The sequence below is a fragment of the Clostridium swellfunianum genome (genome assembly GCF_023656515.1).
GTDB lineage: Bacteria > Bacillota > Clostridia > Clostridiales > Clostridiaceae > Clostridium_AT > Clostridium_AT swellfunianum.
On the sequence record NZ_JAMOFV010000006.1, the window covers coordinates 117,246 to 139,148 of the forward strand.

Sequence of the window (21,903 nt, forward strand, 5' to 3'; positions counted from 1 at the left end):
TTATTTTTTATAAGATATCTCAGGAGGGGTTTTATGACAGAATTTAAAAAGACATTTTTAAAGCTTGGAGAAAGGGTCCACCATGTTGCTTTGTTAGCAAATTTAATAAAGTGGATTATATTAGGAAGCATAGTAGGAATAGTAGTAGGATTATTATCAGCTTTATTCTTGTTTAGTTTGCAGTTTGTAACCAATAAGCGGATGGAATTTCCTTGGCTGCTTTATTTTTTGCCTTTAGGAGGGGCTTTTGTCAGTTTTTTGTATGCTAAATATGGAAAGATGTCAGCACAGGGTAATAATTTAATTCTAGATCAAATTCATCAAGGAGACAAAGAAATACCATTAAGAATGGCTCCTTTAGTGTTTATAGGAACTATAATTACTCATTTGTTTGGTGGGTCTGCTGGAAGAGAAGGTACCGCTGTTCAGATGGGTGGAAGTATTGCAGAATACATAGGAAAAGTGTTTAGGCTTGATAGGATAGATCAAAGGATAATTTTAATGAGCGGTATCAGCAGTGGATTTGGGTCTGTATTTGGAACTCCTCTGGCAGGTGCTATTTTTGGGATGGAAGTAATATCAATGGGCTCAATGGAATATAGTGCTTTAATTCCATGTTTTATAGCGAGCTTTATAGGAAATTTAGTTGCTACAGAATTTGGAGCGGTACATTCTCACTATGTAATAAGTGGTATTCCCGAGTTATCAACTATGGTTGCAATAAAAGTTATTATAGCTTCTATACTTTTTGGTATAATTAGCATTGTTTTTAGCGAGGGCATACACGAATGTAAAAGAATATTTTCAAGACTGTTTAAAAATTCAATGACAAAAAGTATTATTGGTGGATTTATTATAATATTAATGACGACACTAATTGGTACTAGAGACTATTTAGGCTTAGGTTTACCGGTTTTGAAAGCTTCATTTGAAGAAATAGTATCAAAATCGGCATTTTTATGGAAGATTATCTTTACATCTATTACTCTAGGTTCAGGATTTCAAGGTGGAGAGGTTACTCCGTTCTTCCTTGTTGGTTCAAGCTTTGGAAATACTCTCGGAGGCGTGCTCAATCTATCCCCATTCTTTCTTGCAGGCTTAGGATTAGTTTCAGTATTTTGCGGAGCAACTAACACTCCAGTTTCTTCCTTTATTTTAGGGTTGGAATTGTTTCATGGAGAAGGGATAATCTACATATTTATGGCTTGTATAATTAGTTATTTATTCTCAGGTCATCATGGAATATATACTTCGCAGCAAATAAATAATGCTAAAAGCAAGATACTTCAGATACCGGAAAATACAACTATAGGCTCAGTGAGAAAAATGAGGAGGGAGCGAACTTAGGCTGTAATTTTTAGTTACCTTTGTTTAATATCTATTCAGAAGGCATGCTTAGTTTTATCTTCCTGTTTAGTACAATAAGTGAAAACGTATTTACAATTACAAAAAATATGTTGAAAAATGTAGCAATTTAGTGTAAAATTTCAAGAGATATGCATAAAAATTAATTTAATTAAAAAATTTAAGAGAATTAGAATCGTATGGCTAAATTAGGCTAAGACAGGGGGAAATCTTATTGTGAAAAAGTCAAAATTCAAGTTTAGTTTTAAAAGTATAAGAAGCAAGCTATTAGTTAGTTTAATAGGTATTTGTATTATTCCAATGATTGGACTGGGAGTAACCTCCTATATACAATCAACTTCAGTAATAAAGGGAAATTTAGAAAGTGCAAGTTCTCAGATGTTGAGAGAGGTTAACAGAGGAATTGATAAAGAAATTTCTCTTATAGGAAATAATATTGAAATGCTTTCAAAAAACTTAAATTTTATAAATATAGAAAGTAACCCAGAGAATGTACCTTATTTAATTGATAATCTTAAAGGCATGCAGCAAAGCAACAATAATTTTCTTTCTGTATATATGGGGACAGCTACAAAAAGCTTTTATCAGTATCCTCAAAAAGATGTTGGAAAAGATTATGACCCAACATCAAGGCCGTGGTATAAGAAGGCAATAGAAAACAAGGGAAAAGTTATATTCACCGATCCATATATAGCTGCATCTACCAAGGAGTATACAATATCTATTGCAAAAGCAGTTGAGAAGAATGGTGAGATAGTTGGTGTCGTAGCTCTAGATATTGAATTGACTCAACTAGCAAAAAGTCTTTCAGAAATTAAGGTTGGTGAAAACGGATATGCTGTGTTACTTGATAGAAATGGAACACTTTTAACACACCCTGATAAGAAGATGATTGGAACTGATACATTTGCAAAACTTCCAGTTTGGAATGAAGTTAAAGAAAAAAAAGAAGGATTTACAGAGTATGAGTATAATGGAACTGGAAAGTTTGCTGTATACACTAACAGCCCTTTAACCGAATGGACAGTACTTGGAACGATGGAAATAAATGAATTAAATAAAGATACACGTTCTATTTTAGTAACACTCGCCATATTTTTAGGAGTAGTAAGTGTTATAGCAGTTGGATTATCTGTGATAATAACAAGATCATTAACAGTCAATATAAATAAGATTAAAGATGTTATGAATAAAGCATCAAAGGGAGATCTAACAGAAACTATTGATGTTAATTCGGCTGATGAGATAGGTGTGCTAGCTAATGATTTCAATCTTATGCTAGATAATATATCAGCTATTTTAAGAAGTGTTGAAAATTCATCACAAACTGTTTTAGATACTGCAAGTAATCTTACAGCCATGACAGAAGAAACAACAGCTTCTGTTTCAGAGGTATCAAGGGCAGTAGGAGAGATATCACATGGAGCAACGGAGCAAGCTTCAAGCACACAAGAAATAGCTTCTGAAATGGAAGAATTGGCTAATGGATTAGACATTATTACAAACTCTACAAAAGATATGGACAAGGTATCATCAAATACTAAAACTTTAAGTAACAAGGGATTGGGAATTGTTAAACTTCTTATAAAGAAGTCAGTAGAAAACAAGAGAGCCTCTCAATCAGTAGCAGAAACAATTGATGATATGAACAAAAGCACAGAAGAAATTAATAAGATTTCAGATACTATTGGACAAATTACTGCACAGACAAACCTATTATCTCTTAACGCTTCTATTGAGGCTGCAAGAGCGGGTGAAGCTGGTAGGGGCTTTGCTGTTGTAGCAGATGAAATAAGAAAGTTGGCTGAACAGTCTAAAAACTCTACAGAAGAGATAAAAAGAATTGTAGAAGCGATTCAAGTAAAGGCAAAGACGGCAGTGCAAGCTATGGGACAAGCAGAAGCTATTTTAATAGAGCAAGATAAAGCCGTGGAAGAAACCAATGCAGTATTTGACGATATCTATAGCGCAATAAACAACTTAATTACAATGGTTCATAGTATAAAAAATCAAATACAAAATATTAGTAGCCAAAAAGAAGAAGTCATTAGTCAAATTGAAAACATATCTGCGGTATCACAAGAAGCAGCTTCCTCTTCAGAAGAGGTATCTGCTTCAACAGAAGAAATAAGCTCTACTATGGATGAGTTTAATGGATATGTAATGAACCTTCAAGGCTTGGCTGAAAAATTAAATGAAGAGTTAAATAAGTTTAATGTGAGATAAGATAAGCTATATAGAAAAGGTTAGCCTAAGAAAATAAACCATATAAAACTGAATAATTAAAAAAATAAACGGTACCAGCCCAGTGTCAATATAGTGATATAGGGATAGGTGCCGTTTATTTAAATTGAATAGCATTTACTTCTGAAGATAAAATAGAAAACCTGAAACCTTGCTCCTTTAAGCCTTTGATGATACTAGGCAGCGCTAGAACAGTAGTTGTTTTTGGGTTGCTGTCATGCATTAGTATAACTGCTTGTTTCTTACCTTTTGATCCATTCAATACTCCAGATATAATCTTATCTTTGCTTTGAGTGCTTACTGAGGCATCTGTAGAATCTACATTCCAATCGAAATATTTAATCCCAGATTGTTTTATATGCGTTGTAAGCTTACTCATAAAATCTACTCCACCGTAGTTGTAACTTACCCTATTATTAGAACCGCCAGGAAAACGAAGAATCTGAGGCTTTATGCCTGTAATTCCAAATATGAAGTTATCAAGTTTTTGTTTATCATTATCAAAGGCTTCTATAGTTTTATAAAGCGCGGCATAATCATGAGAATAGGTGTGATTTCCAATAACATGACCTTCGCTTATTATTCGCTTATAAATTTCTTTTCTTTCAGGATGGCCGTTTACAAAAAAGGTAGCTTTAATATTATTTTCTTTTAATATATCTAAAATTTTAGGAGTATTATCGGAGGGGCCGTCATCAAAGGTTAGGTATGCGAGTTTATCTACTTGTATATCTGAATAGAAATTTTTATTTGTTAAAGAAGCTTCAAGTTTGTTTTCTAATTCGATATTTTGTTTCTTAAGGGTACTGTTATCTTCTAGCAGTTTTTTGTTGCTAGATTTAAGATCTTCCATTTCTAATTTAAGCTTTTCATTGTTCTTTAGTAGTTCATCATTTTTTGAGTGAAGTTCTTCATTAGCTTTTTCTAATCCATCTATTGTAAGGTTTAATTTTTTACTGTTTTCTTCGAGTTCAATCACTTTATCACTCAATAATTTTATTTGCTCCTTGTCTTTGCAACTAACTAGAGAAAATAAGATTAAAAAGAGAATAATAAAACACAAAATGTGTTTTCTGCGTATTACCATCAGCATCTATCCTCCATGACCTTAATTTAATAGCATAGCTATTGGGTTATATACCAACCGCATTAATATATACTATGCACATGGAGGCTATTTGGTTTATGAGACTTTGTAAAATGAAGATTGTAGATAGCCGTTGAAAATAGGACTTTATGTATTAAAAAGAAAACTTCAAACATATTATAAACTAGTTAAATATGTTTGTTTATTAAGAAAGGTATAAGCCGTATGAAAAACTGCAAAATTAAAAACCTTATTAGTAATAGGTGCACAGGAAATATTATAATTATAGCTGCATCCAGTATATTAATATATATACTTATTTCAACCTATTTCGTTAATCATTTCTTTTTTAACACTACAATTAATGGGGTAAATGTATCTTTAAGAGGTCACAGAAAAGTTGAATGTATACTTAGAGATTCTATTAAAAACTATAAGTTGATGTTAATAGAAAGAAATGAAGAAATAGAAGAAATAATAGGACGAGATATAGGAATTACATATAATGAAGAAGTTAATATTTTCGAAAGTTTGAACAGGAAGAATGCTTTTAAATGGATAGGTTCTTTATTAAAATCTCAACAATATACTATAGATAATTTAGTTTTATATGACGAAAGTAAGCTAATAAGTATAGTAAATGGCTTAAACTGCTTAAAGCAGCCTTTTACTGAACCACAGAATGTGAGTTTTAAGTATTCTAACGGTAGCTACGAAGTGGTTAAGGAGGTATATGGAAATAAGATTGATAGGGATAGGCTAAATTTAGAGATAAAAGAGTGCATATTAAAAGGAGAAGCTAAGCTAGATTTAAATCAAAGCTTTTGTTACGTGAATCCAGGGTATACCTTAAACTCTGAAAAAACTGCTAAAACTAGGGATTTATTAAATAAGTATGTGAAGACAAATATAACTTATATATTTGATAATGCAAAGGAAACATTAGATGGAAAAATAATAAATCAATGGATTAATGTTAATGAAAATCTTGATGTAATAATAAGTGAAATAGAAGCGATGAAATATTTAAAAAGCCTTAGTAGGAAATATGATACAGTTGGGATAGCAAGGAATTTTAAGACTTCTATAGGTAAGACTGTGATAGTTGAGGGCGGACTTTATGGTTGGAAAATCAATCAAGGTGATGAAATAAAGGCTTTGTTTGAGAATATAAAACACGGACAAATAATTCAGAAGGAGCCAATATACTCTCAAAGATCCTTACCTAGGGGCAAAGATGAGATAGGTAATACATATGTAGAAATTAATATAACAAGACAGCATTTGTGGTTTTATAAAAATGGAAGGCTTATCACTCAAGGAGCTGTTGTAACAGGTAATCCTAATAAAGGACATGCTACAGTAATTGGAACTTATATGCTTAATTATAAGCAAAAGGGGGCAACTTTAACTGGTCCAGGTTATGAAGCAGGAGTAACTTATTGGATGCCTTTTTTCGGAAATATAGGAATACATGATGCAACCTGGAGATATTCCTTTGGTGGAGAAATCTATAAGACAAGAGGAAGCCATGGATGCGTAAATGCCCCACCTTATTTAGCTAAAGCAATTTATGAAAATATAGAAGGGGGCACTCCAATTATTTGTTATGAAGAATAGAGAAAAATGAAAATTTACAGCATATCTAAGCACACTTTCTGATGATAATCATAAGATAATATTGTAAGTTTATGAAAGGAAGGAACGGTATGTGTAATAATTATAGAACATATCCATGCCCATATTGTGGCAACACGCCAGCGTATAGTTCGGATATGATGTATAGCGCTTATAACAACTGTCAATGCCCTTGCTTCAGCTGCATGCCAGCATATGATTCAGAGTTTTATAGACAGAATAACGAACCCTATATTCCCTTTGATGATGTAACAGGTTATGATTACAGATTTGATGGTTCAGAAGATTTAGAGGACAATAACCCAATACAATTAAAGGATTATGGACCAAAACCATTTGTAGTTGACATCAATAAGGCTACCAAGCAAAATGATGCTTTCCGAACTGCCTTGTGGACGGGAAAGCATCTTCAGGTTACACTTATGAGTATTCCAGTGGGTGAAGATATAGGTCTGGAAATTCACTCAAACCTCGACCAGTTTTTACGTGTTGAAGAAGGTCAGGGAATTGTTAAAATGGGAAGTAGGAAAGACAAGCTTGATTTTCAAGCAAACGTACAGGATGATTTTGCAATCTTGATACCTGCAAATACATGGCATAATATAATTAATACAGGAGATATACCTCTTAAGCTGTATTCTATTTATGCACCACCCCAACATCCATTTGGTACGGTTCATGAAACTAAGGCAGATGCAGAAGCAGCTGAGAAAAATCATCACTAAATATAAAGGTAAAAATAATGCTTGATTTTATATAAGATCAAGCATTATTTTTTATAAAAATTGATTATATTGGATTGCTTTGTATGTTTGAATAACCTTGCAGCTAAGGCTATAATTATTTTTAGGAGTAAGAAGCTTGATAAAGGAGAGTGGATAGTATGCCAATGCAAATAGTTCGAAATGATATAACTAAAATGCAAGTAGATGCAGTAGTAAATGCTGCAAATAGGGCTCTCAAGATGGGTGCTGGAGTATGCGGAGCTGTTTTTTCTGCTGCCGGTGCTAAAAGGCTACAAGAAGAATGCAATTATATTGGAAACTGCGAGGTTGGTCAAGCTGTGACGACGAAAGGCTACAATCTGCCCGTAAAATATATTATTCATATAGTTGGAAGAATCTTTTTCTCAAATGCTTTTAAGGCTTATCGATGAAAAAGGCATGACAGATGTTGAGACTTATAACAGAGAAAATATAGACCGCAAGCTATTTTCTAAAATACGCAGCAATAAAGGATATAAGCCAAGCAGAGAAACAGCTCTAGCCTTCGCCATTTCTCTAAAGCTTAATTTAGATGAAACTAGTGATCTTCTAAGCAAAGCAGGTTATGCATTGTCTAACAGCAATAAATTTGATGTGATTATTGAGTATTTTATAAAAGAAGGCACTTATAATGTGCATGAAATAAATGAGGCGTTGTTCTTTTTTGACCAAGCTTTACTTGGTGTGTAGATGTCGCTTACAAAGCGACCAAATGAAAGTTTAAAATTGTTATCCTTAGGTTATGAAAGATTAACGAGACCTATAGATATCGTTAATCTTAACACATATAGAGGAGGGTAACAAAATGAAAACAAACATAATAGAATTGGTATTTATTCTTGATAAGAGTGGATCTATGTCAGGACTTGAAGGCGATACTATTGGGGGTTATAATGCAATGCTGATAAAGCAACAGCAGGAGCAGGGGGAAGTAATTGTAACAACGGTATTGTTTGATGATAATTACGAACTTCTTCATGATAGAATCAATATTAGAGGGATTGGCTCAATTACAGAAAAGGACTATTTTGTTGGGGGATGCACGGCACTTTTAGATGCTATTGGAAAGACGATACATAAAATTGGAAATGCACAAAAGCATACTAGCGAAGAGTGTCGAGCTGACAAGGTGATGTTTGTGATTACTACAGATGGAATTGAAAATGCAAGTAAGGAATTTACTTGCGAAAAGATAAAATACATGATTCAAAGACAAAAGGAGAAATATGACTGGGAGTTTATTTTCCTCGGAGCTAATATTGATGCAATCTCTACAGCTGCTAAATTCGGCATTGGAGCAGATAGAGCCGCGAATTACAATGCTGATGGTAAGGGAACGAGATTGAATTATGAGTCCGTCAGCAATGTTGTAAGCGAATTTCGTGCAAGCAAAAAGATTGATGAGCGCTGGAAAGAAAAAATTGATAAAGATTTTGCACAGAGGAATAAAAGAAGAAAGGGATAACTGCTATATATATGTAATCTAAAATTTATAAAAAATATTAGAAACACCTATATTCAATAGTGAGTATAGGTGTTTTTTGATAAAATCATCTTTTGTATACTTGTTTGCCATCTACATAGGTTTCTAATACTACGATATCCTTTATATTATCAGGGGTTATGGAAAGTATATTATCTGAAAGTACTACAAAGTCTGCAAGCTTGCCAGGAGCGATAGAACCCTTAATAGTCTCTTCAAAGTTAGCATAAGCTGAGCCTAAGGTGAAGGCTTTGAGAGCTTCCTCAACGCTAATACACTGTTCTTTATACCAACCTTCAAAAGGGCTTCCAATTAAATCTTTTCTGGTAACAGCGGCATGTATTCCGTAAAGAGGATTAAAGCTCTCTATAGGTGCGTCAGAGCTGAAGGAAACATTGATGCCCATGTCAAGTATAGTTTTCCAGTTATAGCTTTCAACAGCACGTTCTTTTCCAACAGCTTTCTCAACTATTGGGAAGTCTGTCATGACAAAGGAAGGCTGAACATTTGCTACTACACCTAAATTTCTGAATCTCTCGAGTAGGTCTTTATTTGTAAACTGGCAATGGATTATTATAGGGCGCAAGTCTTTATTAGGATATAATCTTTTTACCTTTTCATAGGAATCTAAGATCATTCTCATAGCCCTATCACCAATAGCATGAATAGCTATTTGAAAGCCTGCTCTATGAGCTTCAAGTACCAAGGCATCCAGTTCTTCTTGACTATATATTGTCACACCATCAGTATCAGCATCTTCATAAGGTTTTTCCATGGCAGCAGTTCTTCCGCCTAAGGAGCCGTCTTGATAAAGCTTAAGAACACCGATATTTAATCTGTTGCTTCCAAGTCTTGATTTAATACCAAGGGATTTCGCCTTTTCTATAAGTTTTATATTATTTAAGTTAAGCTGAAGTACAAATCTTAAGGGAAGATGTTTTTCTGTTTCTAGCTCCTTATAGGCATCAATTAGTGTTTTTAAGTCACCTGCTGTACCCATGTCCTCAGTATGGATTGTAGTAAGCCCACAGCTTAAGGCATCTTCGAAGGCGCTTTTTAAAACCTTTTTTATATCTTCCTTTGTTATGGAAGGAAGATTTTCAAATATATAATTCATAGCGTTTTCTCTAAGTATTCCTGTTGGTTGATTGTTTTCTTTGTCTATTATACCGCCTTCAGGATTATCTGATATTGAGGTTATATTGCAAAGCTCTAAAGCTTTGGAATTAGCAACACCAATATGACCACATACCCTTGAAAAAAATATAGGGTGGTCAGTGCTTATCTTATCTAGATCAAATCTGTTTGGTAGTCTGAGTTCTTTAAAATGATTATCGTTCCAGCCTCTTGATATAACCCATTCACCTTTCGAGATATTATTTTCCTTTATGTACTGTTTGGTTTTCTCTATTAATTCATCTATAGAAGATACCTCACTCAAGTTAACCCTACTTTTAAATACAGCATAACCTAAAAAATGCATATGAGAGTCATTAAAGCCAGGCACTATTGTTCTGCCCATCAAATCTATCAATTCCTCATTCGGTTGTTTTAGTTTTAAAATTTCTTTTTCTGACCCTACAGCTAAAAAGCTTCCATTTCTAATACAAAAAGCCTCAGCTGTTTTGTTTTCCTCAAGCGTTATTATATTTCCATTAAAGTATATAGCCATGCTTTCACCAACCTTATATTAGTTATTTATAGAAATATTTTAACTCAATAGAACTATTATTAAAAGCAAAAAAGATAGAATGCCTGTTGCCACAATACATTCTATCCTTTTAAGTCCCTGTTTAGATTGTAGACTTATCTATGAAATTTATTCATTATTCAAAACCCCAATAATTGCAATTTTAACTATTATTTTTTACTATTGGTAAATTTATATATACAATGTTATAATCCATACGAAATCAAATTAATTATTATTGGTGATAATATGAAAATTAAAATAGAACAACTGACTAAAAAATACAATGAAGTTTTAGCAGTAAATAATTTGGATATTGAGATTAACAGCGGAAACCTTGTATCCATTTTGGGACCAAGCGGCTGTGGAAAAAGTACGCTTTTATATATGCTCGCAGGAATTATAGAGCCTACGGAAGGCTCTATATTTTTCGAAGGGACTAGAATAAATGAAGTTCCTATAGAAAAAAGAAATATCGGTCTTGTTTTTCAGAACTACTCCTTGTATCCTCACATGACTGTGATGGAGAATCTTATTTTTCCTCTTAGAATGGCTAACGTGAAGAAAAAGCAAGCTATGGAAGAAGCTTTAGTAATTTCTGAAATTCTTAGGATAGGAGATTTATTAAAAAGAAAGCCAAAGGAACTTTCTGGTGGGCAACAGCAGCGAGTAGCCATAGGAAGAGCTCTTATTAAAAAGCCTAGACTTCTTTTGATGGACGAACCGTTTTCAAACCTTGATGCAGCTTTAAGAGTTGAAATGAGAGAAGAAGTAAAAGAACTTCAAAATAGGCTTAATATAACAACTCTTTTTGTAACTCATGATCAGGAAGAGGCCATGGCTATATCTGATAAAATTATTTTAATGAATAAAGGCCGAGCTATTCAGTACTCTACAGGAGAAGAACTTTATACTTCGCCAAATTCAATATTCTCTGCCAGCTTCATTGGAAGTCCTAAGATAAATTTAATTAAGCAGGATGTAGGCTTGAAAATAAAGCATAAACAAGTTGGGGAGCAAGAGATAATAGGCATAAGGCCTGAAGATATTATTATTTCTAAGGATAGTAAAATTGCCAAAGATGACCTTCAGGGCATTATTAGTGACCTGCAAAACCTAGGAAAAGAGACGCACTTCAAGCTTGAAGCAGATGGAATAATATTAAGAGGGTTAATGATGGGTAATTTTCAATTTAGCACAGGGGACAAGGTGTATATACATTTTAGAAGGGTTCATTATTTCAGAGAATGAAACTGAGAAACACTAAAGGTTATTTATATCTACTTCCAAGCCTCATTATCACAACCTTGTTCCAAATTTATCCTGTGGCAAAAATGCTTGCAATGAGCTTTTATACCAAGTTTGATTATATAAGAGATATAGTATATAAAAGAGGATTTGATAATTTCACTTATGTTCTCACAGATAGTGATTTTTATATGGCACTTAAAAATACAGTTTTGTATGTATTAATATCCGTTCCTCTTTCAATTGGACTAGCATTATTTATAGCAGTTTTATTGAATCAAAATATTAAGTTGAGGAGCTTTTTTAGAAGTGTATATTTTTTACCATTTGTAACATCTACAATAGCCATATCAGTAGGGTGGAAATGGATATTCAATACAGATGCAGGACTCATTAACTACATATTAGGCAGTCTTGGGTTCCAAACGCATTCTTTTTTAAGAGACAGCAGGTTTACAATGCCTCTGTTAATACTTTTAAGTATATGGAAAGGCTTAGGATATGATGTAGTAATAATTTTAGCAGGGCTTCAAAATATTGATGACAGATATTATTATGCAGCTAAGGTGGATGGAGCCAGCAGCTTTAAGGTTTTTAGAGAAATAACTCTGCCGCTTTTATCCCCAATTATATTTTTTCTCAGCATAACATCCATAATAAGAGGATTTAAAATATTTGACGAGATATTTGTTCTGTACGATAGAGGGGCTGGGCCATTAAACAGCGGAATGACTATTGTTTACTATATATTTAATAAGTTTTATATGAACTGGCAGTTTTCAGTAGCTTCAGCTGCATCTTTTATACTTCTAGTGATAATACTGGTTTTTACTATATTCCAATTTTATATTGCTAAAAAGAAAGTTCATTACTAGAAGGAGCGAAGGGATATGAGTAAAAAAATTCTAGATAAGTTTTTAATATATTTAGTTCTAATATCAGGAGCTTTATTAATTCTTCTGCCCTTTATATGGATTTTTCTCACTTCCGTAAAGGCGCCAGATGAGATATTTACAAAAGAAATAGTGATTTTGCCTAAAAAATTTAGATGGGATAACTACTTAGAAGTACTTAAGCTCAAGAATTTTGCGAGATATCTTTTTAACAGTGTTATAGTAACTGTATCTATAACCTTGGGGGAACTCATAACTACAATACTGGCAGCCTTTGCTTTTTCAAATTTAGAGTTTAAAGGAAGAGATATCATATTTACAATTCTTATGGCAACCATGATGGTGCCTGGGGAAGTGATTTTAATACCAAATTTTGTTCTTTTAAGCCATCTTAAATGGATAAATACCTACAAGGCATTGATTATTCCATGGTGCACAAGCGTATTTGCTATATTCTTCTTAAGACAATACTTTTTAGGAATTCCAAAACAACTTTATTACGCTGCAAAGGTTGATAATTGCGGCGACTTTAAGTACATTACAAGAATAATGATGCCTATTGCAAAGCCTGCAATTATTACTATAGCACTTTTGAAAATAATAAATAGCTGGAATTCATTTATGTGGCCTCTTATTGTAACAAATAATGAGGAAATGAGGACTCTGCCCATAGTTCTATCAAAGTTCTCATCAGAGGCAGGTATGGACTACCATATACTTATGGCGGCGTCGGCCGTAATCATTTTACCTATGCTAATCATTTTTATTCTGCTGTCTAAATACATTATAAACGGTGTAGGCAGCAGTGGGATTAAAGGATAAATATTTTGTATAAGAGAGGGATTTTAGAGATGAACAGAAAATTACTATCGCTAATACTTTCAGGGGTTATGACAATTAGCTTAACAGCCTGCGGAGCTAAGAAGGATACTTCAACAGCAGAAGGACAAAAGCCAGCGCAAATTCAAACTAAAATAGAAAATGAGGTTGAAATCGAGTTTTGGCATGCCATGAGTGGTGTAAATCAAGAAGCTATGCAGAAGATAACAAACGACTTTATGACAAAGAATCCAAAGATAAAGGTTAAGCTTGTAAATCAAGGAAACTACAGAGAACTATTTGATAAGCTTATGGGGGCAGCAAAAAGCAACACGCTTCCTACTATAACTCAAATTTATAACAACAGACTAACTTGGTATATTGATAAGAACTTAGTTGAAGATTTAAATCCATACTTAAACAACAAAGAAGTAGGTATGACCCAGGAAGAAATAAATGATATACCTAAAATATACAGAGATGATAATACCTTTGGGGACAAGACCTTTGCTGTTCCGTTTAATAAGAGCATGATGGTGCTTTATTATAATGAGGACATGCTTAAGGAAAAAGGTGTGTCAGTTCCAAAAACTTGGGATGAATTTAAAGATGCAGCTAAAAAGCTTACTGTTGATTCTAACAATGATGGAAAGCCAGAGGTTTACGGTGTAGCCTTTGAAAATAATATTTCAACTGATATTGGAATTTGGGTAAGGCAAGCTGGTGGAGAAGTTATTGATGAAAAGATAGATAAAATAAACTTCAACACACCAGAAACAAAAACAGCTATTGATTTAATAAACGGCATGATTCAGAATAAGACTGCTACTTTAGCAGGGGAAGATAAAAATGCTAACAATACTTTAATAAAAGGTGGAGCAGCGATGTGCGTAGCGTCTACTTCAGCAATTCCTTATATTCAAAAGGGCTTAAAGGCTAAGTGGTTTGCAGCTCCGCTTCCAACTAGCAAGGAACAAGTTCAATTATATTATGGTACAAATGTGGCTATGTTTAATACTGTTAAGCCAGAACAAAAGCTTGCAGCCTGGTTGTACCTAAGATATTTAACTAATACTGAAAATACAGCCTACTTTTCAATGCAAACAGGTTATATGCCGGTTAGAGACTCTGCTATAAAGAGTGAAGTATATCAAAAATTTCTAAAGGAAACTCCAGTAAAAGAAGTTCCCCTTAAATCTTTAGATAAGGGCTGGATGGGAGCAAGGCAAATAGGAGTTATACCTGCATTAGATACTTTAGGAGCAGAGCTTGATCAAGTGTTTAACAACAAGAAGACTATTGATGAAGCATTAAAGACAGCTCAGGAAAAAGGCGAGAAAGCTATGAAGGAAGCTAGAGCTAATTAGAAAAATAGAATGTTCTGCAAAAGCGGAACATTCTATTTTTCTATTTGTTTGAAATACCGGCTTTAGAATAAATCTTTAAACATATTAGGATAATATATACTAATATATACTTTTTTAAATCAGTTAAAGAAAATGGGGATAGATATGGACATTAAAAAGAATATTATACCTATTTCAGATAATATAGATAAAAATTTAGAAATTGTTAAAAATATTCTAAGCAACAATCAGAAAATTGCATTTAAAAAATTCGAGAGTTCAGCAGAAGACAGTGTAAAATTCTGTTCTGTATTTATAAAAAATCTATGCGATACTGACAAAGTAGTAGATAATATTATAAGTCCTATCATGTTGAAAGATATTAGCTGCAAAATTGAAGGAGCAAAAAGAGTAGACTTTGTCCTTACAAAGGTAGTTTTCACTCATGATAATAGCAAGATTAACTCAATTAACCAATGCATAGAGAAGCTTACAAGAGGAAATACAGTATTGTTTATAGAAGGTTCTAGAGAAGCCGTTGTTGCAGACTGTGCCAATAGAAGAGAAAGATCCATTACAGAACCTGAATCAAATAAGGTTTCGAGAGGCCCAAAAGCAGGATTTACGGAATCAATTGAAACTAATGTAACACTCATACAGCAAATAATTCACAGCCATAATCTTAAGATAAACTATTTAACAATAGGTGCTCAAACAAAAACAAAGATATGTGTAGCTTATATGGAGAATATTGCCTCTAGCAGTATTATAAGAGAACTTTTTGAAAGAATGAAAAGAATAGACATTGATGGAATTTTGGATTCTCACTACATAGAAAGTTTCATCACTGATGCGCCTCTTTCTGTTTTCCCTACTACAGGCTTTGCTGATAGACCTGATATTGCATGTTCAAAGCTATTAGAAGGTAGGATTGTAATAATATGCGATGGAAGTCCGGATGTTATAACAGTTCCATACTTATTTGTTGAAAACTTTCAGTCAAATGATGATTATTATAAGAATTATGCTATAGCAAGCTTTTATAGAGTTCTAAGATATATGTCCTTTGTTATAACATGCTTAGCACCATCTATCTATTTGTCCATGGTGACGTATCACCAAGAGCTTATACCAACTAATTTACTTTACAGCATCATGGCTGCAAGAAGTTCAATACCATTTCCAACAATTTTTGAGCTTATGCTGATGCTTCTGGTTTTTGAAACTCTTATAGAAGCAAGCAGAAGACTGCCTCCGAACATAGGACCAACTGTAAGCATTGTAGGTGGATTAATACTTGGGCAAGCGGCAGTAACTGCAAGATTAGTTAGCGCACCAATTATAATTATGACGGCAGTATCAGGGACTACAAGCTTTTTAATACCATTTACAGCAGGCCCAGTTATTTTTATAAGATTATTTTGTCTTGCATTTTCCGCAGTATTAGGGTTTTATGGGCTTGTTTTTGCACTTATGTTGTTAATAGTGTATATGCTGTCACTTCGATCTTTTGGGGTTCCGTATACTCTTGGAGTTACTACCTTCAAAAGTTATGATATACAAGATACTATGCTCAGACTTCCATGGTGGTATATGAAGTATAGAACAAGAATAGTTGCCGCTAGAAATCTTATCCGAAAGAGTGTCAAGAAATAAATTTCTACGAGGTGATACTATATAATGAAGTGGAAAAAAAATATATATACATTATTGCTTATTTATTGCAGCACACTTTTGAGTGGGTGTTGGAACTATACGGAAGTTGAAGAAAGATTTATTATTACTGCTGTGGGTATAGATTGCGTGGAAGGTGAAGAGATGTACAAGGTTACTATGAAGGCAGTAAATGCAAAACCAACCTCTGGAGGAATTGAATTAGTTCCTGTAGTTTTAGCTGGAAAAGGAAAAAGTATATTTGAGGCTATAAGAAAATGTGCAGTATTATATGGAAGGAAACTCTATTGGAGTCATCTTCAGTCTATTATACTCAATGAAAGTATAGCGGAAGAGAATGTTTTTAAAGCCTTGGATTTTTTTTATAGGGATGCTGAAGTAAGGCAGGATAATATACTATTTATTAGCAGTGGCTCATCAGCTGAAGAGATGGTGAGATTAGAATCAGATTTGCAAAGTGAAAGATATTTTACTTTAAGATATGCAGTGAAAACTGAAAGATTTACAGGAACGTTTCCAAGAGTTGATTTAATGGACTTTTTTTCGGAGTCTTTAGAAGAAAGCTTTGAACCTATTCTTCCTATTGTTAGAGTCACTCACGATATGGACAAAAATGGTATAAAGATTGAGGGAGCAGCAGTAATTCGTAATCATAAGAAGATTGGAGAATTGAGCCCCTATGAAACTTTAATGGTGCTTATAGTTAAAAATAAAATTGAAAATCCTTTATTAATTATTCCGATTAATGATAGCAAAAATGTAATAGATAACAAGGTAGTAACCATGGAAGTTTTTAACTCCAAAACAAAAATCAGAAGTAATACTGATGATAAAAATGTAAGTATTTCACTTTCTATTGAAATGGATGCATCAATTGCTGAAATGAATTATTCTATGAATTATCTGGATGAAGATTCTATAAAAGAACTTCAAAATCTCCTCCAGTCTGATATAGAACAACGCATTAGCAAAACAATTAAAAGTGTTCAGCAAAATTATAGTTCAGATATATTTGGTTTTGGAAAGCAGATAGAAATAGATAATTCTAAGGCTTGGAACAGTATAAAAGATAACTGGGATGAAAAATTCAAAGAAGTGCCAGTAAGCATAGAAGTAATTGCAAATATAAGGAGCACAGGAAAAGTTACAAAACTAAGCGGGGAGTGAAATAACTTGATTATAGCATTTGTTATCATAGGGTATGGAATTCTATTTATTATTGATGGCTATCCTGTGTTGAGGGAATATACATTTCAAAAATCTATTTCGTATATATTAATGTTTGCTGCGGCATTTACGCTAAGCCTCTTAACTGCATTGAATGTAAAAATACCAAATCCTTCAGAGGGAATTAGAAAGATTATTATTATGATTATAGGAGAATGGATTAAGTAATATGAAAGAGATAATTTCATCAAAGCAATCAATAGCATTGGTAATAGCGGTCATTCTTGATGGAGCAATGGTATTTGCAACTGCGGCAGAAGGTGGAAGAGATTCGTGGATTTCTATAATTATAGCTATTAGTATATCTTTTATATTGTTTATGCTTTATTGTAAGATAAATACACTCTTTCCTGAAAAAGACTTGTACACAATAAATAGGGAAGCCATGGGAAAAATATTAGGAAACACTATTAATATTCTTTATGTATGGTATTTTTTGCATATAGGATCACTTACATTAAGAGATTTTGGAGAATTTATGAGTGTGTTAACCATGCCAGAGGTTCCACGAATAACAATTACACTTTTATCTACAATTACTGCTGTATATATGGTTAAAAAAGGATGCGAAGTTATAGGCAGATTTGCATTATTTGCAAGCATATCAACCCTAATTATTTTAGTTGTTCTAAGCAGTCTTCTTCTAAGCAAGGTGGATATTAGAAAAATTTTGCCTATAATGGCCAGAGGTATATCTCCGGTTTTATTAGGGAGTTGGTCTGCCATTACCTTTCCATTTGGAGAATGTGTACTATTTACTGTTATATTTGCTAATGTAAATAACCGTAAGGCATTAAGAAAAGGCTATTTCGTTGGTTTAGTTCTCGGAGGAGCATTTTTACTATTAATCACTTTCTTAGAGGTTTCAGTTTTAAGTGAAAAAGCAATAGGTTTCCTATACTTCCCATTTTATACTTTACTTAGCAGAATTAGAGTTGGTGAATTCATTCAGAGACTTGAGATAATTGGAGGTGTAATCCTTAATATTTTTGGAATGATAAAAATAAGTTTATGCTTGTATGCTGCATCTTTAGGAATTAGTAGATTACTAAAAATAGATAATTACAAGATTTTATGTTTGCCAGTGGGCATGATTCTTCTTAATTTATCTGATATACTATACGAAGATGTAATGAGCTTGGTTTCATGGACTATAAAGTATTATAAATACTATGCTCTTCCATTTCAAGTTTTTTTTCCAATTCTAATAATTATAATAGTAAAGATTAAAAAACTGACTGCATAATTTAAACTAGCTTTTTCTAGTTTATTTCAATGGTAAAGAGGTGTGATTGACTAGTCTCACACCTCTTTAAATTACAGTTTTTTTGATTAGCTATACTTTCAAAAATCCAGTAAGGTACTAGCTGCAGCCAGTTGTAGATCCACAATCCAAGCAAACCTTGCAGGTTCCGTTTCTAACCATTCGGGTACTGGAACAGTTAGGGCAAGTTACTCCATAAAGCTTTTCTCCATCAGAGTCACCGTGGCTGTGACTTGATTTAGAAGGGTCGGTAAAGGCTGCCTCAGTCACTGCATTAGTTATTGGGTGCTGAGCGAAAGGACTTTTTTCTACAGTGCTGCCTATATAGTCATCTGGTTTAACCTGGCAGCGAGAGAAATCTCCAAGCTCAATATCTATAATTTTGCTTATAAGATCTGAAATTGAGCTTACATACTTGATGTATGGGTGCTTTTGTACAAAACCATAAGGTTCGTATTTTTGACCTCTAAGCATTTTGGCTATATCCTTTGGGGGTACATGATATTGAAGCATTACTGAAATTGATTTTGAGAGGGAGTTTAAAAGTCCAGTAATTATAGTTCCTTCTCTGTCTGTAGTTATATAAATTTCTGAAATCTCTCCATTTTCACGTCTGTTTACAGTAGTATATACCTTAACATCCTCAATTTGAGCTGGATGCGTAGTACCATATCTTATTCCAACAGGTTTGTCTCGCTTTGAGTAATGTCTATCTGTCTGAAGTTCCTTAGCCTTTTGAAGAAGCTGAGCGTAGGTAAGACTATCTAGATTTATATCATCACTCTCCAGGCTTAAGCTTGTATTTAAAGGCTGTGCTGCCTTTGAGGAATCTCTGTACAAGGTTATCCCCTTTACACCAACTTCCCATGAAACAAGAACAACTTCCTTAAAATCTTTTACAGTGGCATTTTTAGGAAGGTTTACAGTCTTTGAAACTGCTCCTGAGATAAGGGGAGTTATTGCTGCAACCATTTTAACGTGTCCCATTGGTTTAATATATCTTTCTCCGCTTCCACACCTATTTGCAGTATCAAATATTGCCAAGTGCTCTTTCTTTAAATGTGGAGCTCCTTCTATCTTTCCATCAAGTATTCGTTCATACTCATAGTCCTTTTCTTTCACAACTTCTTTTCTTAAAACAAAATTCAATATGTCATCAATTTGATCCTTAGCATATCCCAAATTTTCTAAAGACATTTCTATAACAGGGTTCACCACTGTCATATATCCACCACCAACAAGCTTTTTATAAACTATATGGCTGAAGAAAGGTTCTATTGATGTCGCAGTACAATCCATCGCAAAAGATATAGTTCCTGTTGGAGCTATAACTGACACCTGAGCGTTTCTAAAACCATACTTATCACCATACTCAAGAGCATTTTTCCATGATTTTTTAACAGCTGCGCTCATAGATGACAAGCCAAGTTTATTTAAAAGGTCGTGGTTAACCTTAACTGGTTCATAGTTTAAGTCTTCGTAGTTTGAAGCTAATGCTCCAGCAACTCTGGCATGGTTTCTTATAACTCTAAGCATATATTCCTTGTTTACATCATACTTTTTAAAAGCTCCAACCTTTTCAGCCATAAGTGAAGAAACAAAATAGGAGTGGCCAGTCATAATTCCTACTATGGAAGCTGCAAGAGCTCTTCCTTCTTCAGAGTCGTAAGGGTAGCCCATAACCATAAATAAAGCTGCAAGGTTTGCTATACCAAGACCGGTGGTTCTGAACATATAGGTCTTTCTTGCGATGTCTTCAGTTGGATATTGTCCCCAATGAATAGAAGCCTCTAAAACTAATTGAACTAAGCCAACTAAATGCATATAGCCTTCAAGATCAAAACTTTTGTCCTCATGTATATAAAATTTAAATACATTTATAGAAGCAAGGTTACAGGAGGAATCATCTAAAAAGGCATACTCACCACATGGATTTGTGGAGTTGATTCTATTATAGTCTGCTCCATAAACTCCATCCTCGCCAGCAGGGCAGGTGTGCCAAGCGTTAAATGTATCATCGAATTGAGGAGCGGGGTCAGCACAATGCCAAGCGGAATCGTTGAAAGCATCCCAAAGTTCTGAAACTTTTATGTTTCTATCTAATCTATTGTCTATTCTTCCTTTAAGCTCCAATTCTTCTTCAGGATTGTTATGTAGGTTTTTAACTTTTGTCATAAATTTGTCTGAGAATCTTATAGAGTTATTACTATTTTGTCCTGAAACTGTTTCATAAGCTTCTCCATCTATATCTGTATCATATCCCATTTTCCCAAGAGCTCTTACCTTATCTTCTTCCTTAGCTTTCCAGGTTATAAACTCCATTATTTCAGGATGATCAACATCGAGACAAACCATTTTGGCAGCACGTCTTGTTGTACCGCCAGATTTTATTGCTCCAGCGTTTCTGTCAAGACCTTTTAAAAAACTCATCAGCCCTGAGGATACTCCACCACCTGAAAGCTTTTCGCCCTTGGCTCTTAGCGAACTAAAGTTTGTACCTGTACCTGAGCCGCCTTTAAAAAGTTTAGTTTCTGTAACAAACTGTTCAGAAATTGAGTGATGTCCTAAAAGCTTATCTTCTATGGAAACTATAAAGCAGGCAGAAGCTTGAGTTCTTGAGTAATTATCCTCAGATTCAACTACCTTGTCTAAAACCTCATTATAGTAGAAGCTGCCTTGTTTAGAACCTTTTATATTATAAGATTGAGCTAGCCCTGTGTTGAACCACTGAGGTGAATTTGGCGCATACATCTGATTTAAAAGCCCATAAACCATCTCATCATAGAAAATGCTTCTCTCTTCTTCAGTTTCAATAATACCTTCATCTACTAACGAATCAGTCCAGAAGTTAACCATTCTATGTGCTACCATCTTCATACTGTTTTCGTATCCAAGTCCATTAGGAACTCCAGCCCTTCTAAAATATTTAGAAGCTATAATATTACAAGCATTTTGGGAATAGTGCTCAGGAAACTCCAAGTCCTTCATATCAACTATAACCTTTGAGGTTTTATAGTCCTTTAAAAATACATCAACTGTCTTCCAATTGAATAAATCGTACACAGTTTTGTTTTTATCCTTTTCTAAGTCTGCTGTATAAACTCTCTTAAACAGAGATTTTATGCTGTTTTTCATAGCTATAACCCCCGATATAAAATTAT

Annotated in this window: 16 protein-coding genes and 1 pseudogene; 14 read left to right on the forward strand and 3 right to left on the reverse strand. The window is 33.7% G+C overall.

The features are described 5' to 3' along the window. Window positions 1-33 precede the first annotated feature (33 nt). Window positions 34-1,347, forward strand: a complete 1,314-nt coding sequence (locus NBE98_RS00715; protein WP_250811355.1) for a voltage-gated chloride channel family protein — start codon at window positions 34-36, stop codon at window positions 1,345-1,347. Window positions 1,348-1,581: 234 nt separating this feature from the next. Next, entirely contained in the window at window positions 1,582-3,591 is a 2,010-nt protein-coding gene (locus tag NBE98_RS00720; protein WP_250811358.1) for a methyl-accepting chemotaxis protein, read from the forward strand. 115 nt (window positions 3,592-3,706) lie between these two features. On the opposite strand, the gene NBE98_RS00725 is transcribed toward NBE98_RS00720, so the two are convergent. Beyond that, the gene (locus tag NBE98_RS00725) at window positions 3,707-4,600 is read right to left on the reverse strand and encodes a polysaccharide deacetylase family protein (RefSeq protein ID WP_250811360.1); all 894 of its coding nucleotides are present in this window, start codon (window positions 4,598-4,600) and stop codon (window positions 3,707-3,709) included. A 321-nt stretch (window positions 4,601-4,921) separates the two neighbouring features. On the opposite strand from NBE98_RS00725, the gene NBE98_RS00730 reads away from it, so the two are divergent. From NBE98_RS00730 to NBE98_RS00745, 4 genes and pseudogenes are all read left to right on the forward strand, one after another. Further along, window positions 4,922-6,316 (forward strand): L,D-transpeptidase family protein, encoded by a 1,395-nt coding sequence (locus NBE98_RS00730; RefSeq protein WP_250811361.1) that lies wholly within the window; start codon window positions 4,922-4,924, stop codon window positions 6,314-6,316. Window positions 6,317-6,405: 89 nt separating this feature from the next. Further along, window positions 6,406-7,059: a cupin domain-containing protein gene (locus NBE98_RS00735; RefSeq protein WP_250811363.1), complete on the forward strand. Its 654-nt coding sequence runs from the start codon at window positions 6,406-6,408 to the stop codon at window positions 7,057-7,059. A 158-nt stretch (window positions 7,060-7,217) separates the two neighbouring features. After that, window positions 7,218-7,788 (forward strand): annotated as a pseudogene (locus NBE98_RS00740) (macro domain-containing protein). 115 nt (window positions 7,789-7,903) lie between these two features. Continuing rightward, a complete protein-coding gene (locus NBE98_RS00745; protein WP_250811364.1) occupies window positions 7,904-8,563 on the forward strand; it encodes a vWA domain-containing protein in 660 nt (219 codons plus the stop codon). A gap of 85 nt (window positions 8,564-8,648) precedes the next feature. On the opposite strand, the gene NBE98_RS00750 is transcribed toward NBE98_RS00745, so the two are convergent. Next, window positions 8,649-10,253, reverse strand: coding sequence for an amidohydrolase (locus NBE98_RS00750; RefSeq protein WP_250811365.1), 1,605 nt, complete (start codon window positions 10,251-10,253; stop codon window positions 8,649-8,651). A 267-nt stretch (window positions 10,254-10,520) separates the two neighbouring features. Between NBE98_RS00750 and NBE98_RS00755 the strand changes: the two genes are divergently transcribed. The 8 genes from NBE98_RS00755 to NBE98_RS00790 all read left to right on the forward strand — a co-directional run bounded on the left by NBE98_RS00755 (window position 10,521) and on the right by NBE98_RS00790 (window position 18,724). Then, window positions 10,521-11,522, forward strand: coding sequence for an ABC transporter ATP-binding protein (locus NBE98_RS00755; protein WP_250811366.1), 1,002 nt, complete (start codon window positions 10,521-10,523; stop codon window positions 11,520-11,522). Next, window positions 11,519-12,394 (forward strand): carbohydrate ABC transporter permease, encoded by an 876-nt coding sequence (locus NBE98_RS00760; protein ID WP_250811367.1) that lies wholly within the window; start codon window positions 11,519-11,521, stop codon window positions 12,392-12,394. Before NBE98_RS00755 ends, NBE98_RS00760 begins: the two co-directional genes overlap by 4 nt. Before the next feature lie 15 nt (window positions 12,395-12,409). Further along, window positions 12,410-13,234: a carbohydrate ABC transporter permease gene (locus NBE98_RS00765; RefSeq protein WP_250811368.1), complete on the forward strand. Its 825-nt coding sequence runs from the start codon at window positions 12,410-12,412 to the stop codon at window positions 13,232-13,234. Window positions 13,235-13,263: 29 nt separating this feature from the next. Further along, window positions 13,264-14,598, forward strand: coding sequence for an ABC transporter substrate-binding protein (locus NBE98_RS00770; RefSeq protein ID WP_250811369.1), 1,335 nt, complete (start codon window positions 13,264-13,266; stop codon window positions 14,596-14,598). A 144-nt stretch (window positions 14,599-14,742) separates the two neighbouring features. Further along, the gene (locus NBE98_RS00775; protein WP_250811371.1) at window positions 14,743-16,233 is read left to right on the forward strand and encodes a spore germination protein; all 1,491 of its coding nucleotides are present in this window, start codon (window positions 14,743-14,745) and stop codon (window positions 16,231-16,233) included. Between the two features lie 24 nt (window positions 16,234-16,257). Beyond that, a complete protein-coding gene (locus NBE98_RS00780; protein ID WP_250811373.1) occupies window positions 16,258-17,418 on the forward strand; it encodes a Ger(x)C family spore germination protein in 1,161 nt (386 codons plus the stop codon). A gap of 6 nt (window positions 17,419-17,424) precedes the next feature. Next, the gene (locus NBE98_RS00785; RefSeq protein ID WP_250811375.1) at window positions 17,425-17,646 is read left to right on the forward strand and encodes a hypothetical protein; all 222 of its coding nucleotides are present in this window, start codon (window positions 17,425-17,427) and stop codon (window positions 17,644-17,646) included. A 1-nt stretch (window position 17,647) separates the two neighbouring features. Further along, window positions 17,648-18,724, forward strand: a complete 1,077-nt coding sequence (locus tag NBE98_RS00790) for a GerAB/ArcD/ProY family transporter (protein WP_250811377.1) — start codon at window positions 17,648-17,650, stop codon at window positions 18,722-18,724. Between the two features lie 117 nt (window positions 18,725-18,841). Here the strand turns inward: NBE98_RS00790 and NBE98_RS00795 are convergent, their stop codons facing one another. Beyond that, window positions 18,842-21,877 (reverse strand): vitamin B12-dependent ribonucleotide reductase, encoded by a 3,036-nt coding sequence (locus NBE98_RS00795; protein WP_250811379.1) that lies wholly within the window; start codon window positions 21,875-21,877, stop codon window positions 18,842-18,844. Window positions 21,878-21,903 lie beyond the last annotated feature (26 nt).

Bases quoted from the DNA above. Each gene is read 5' to 3' on its own strand.
- NBE98_RS00715 (WP_250811355.1), top strand. From the start codon at position 34: ATGACAGAATTTAAAAAGACATTTTTAAAGCTTGGAGAAAGGGTCCAC.
- NBE98_RS00730 (WP_250811361.1), top strand. From the start codon at position 4,922: ATGAAAAACTGCAAAATTAAAAACCTTATTAGTAATAGGTGCACAGGA.
- NBE98_RS00735 (WP_250811363.1), top strand. From the start codon at position 6,406: ATGTGTAATAATTATAGAACATATCCATGCCCATATTGTGGCAACACG.
- NBE98_RS00745 (WP_250811364.1), top strand. From the start codon at position 7,904: ATGAAAACAAACATAATAGAATTGGTATTTATTCTTGATAAGAGTGGA.
- NBE98_RS00750 (WP_250811365.1), bottom strand. From the start codon at position 10,253: ATGGCTATATACTTTAATGGAAATATAATAACGCTTGAGGAAAACAAA.
- NBE98_RS00755 (WP_250811366.1), top strand. From the start codon at position 10,521: ATGAAAATTAAAATAGAACAACTGACTAAAAAATACAATGAAGTTTTA.
- NBE98_RS00760 (WP_250811367.1), top strand. From the start codon at position 11,519: ATGAAACTGAGAAACACTAAAGGTTATTTATATCTACTTCCAAGCCTC.
- NBE98_RS00765 (WP_250811368.1), top strand. From the start codon at position 12,410: ATGAGTAAAAAAATTCTAGATAAGTTTTTAATATATTTAGTTCTAATA.
- NBE98_RS00770 (WP_250811369.1), top strand. From the start codon at position 13,264: ATGAACAGAAAATTACTATCGCTAATACTTTCAGGGGTTATGACAATT.
- NBE98_RS00775 (WP_250811371.1), top strand. From the start codon at position 14,743: ATGGACATTAAAAAGAATATTATACCTATTTCAGATAATATAGATAAA.
- NBE98_RS00780 (WP_250811373.1), top strand. From the start codon at position 16,258: ATGAAGTGGAAAAAAAATATATATACATTATTGCTTATTTATTGCAGC.
- NBE98_RS00790 (WP_250811377.1), top strand. From the start codon at position 17,648: ATGAAAGAGATAATTTCATCAAAGCAATCAATAGCATTGGTAATAGCG.
- NBE98_RS00795 (WP_250811379.1), bottom strand. From the start codon at position 21,877: ATGAAAAACAGCATAAAATCTCTGTTTAAGAGAGTTTATACAGCAGAC.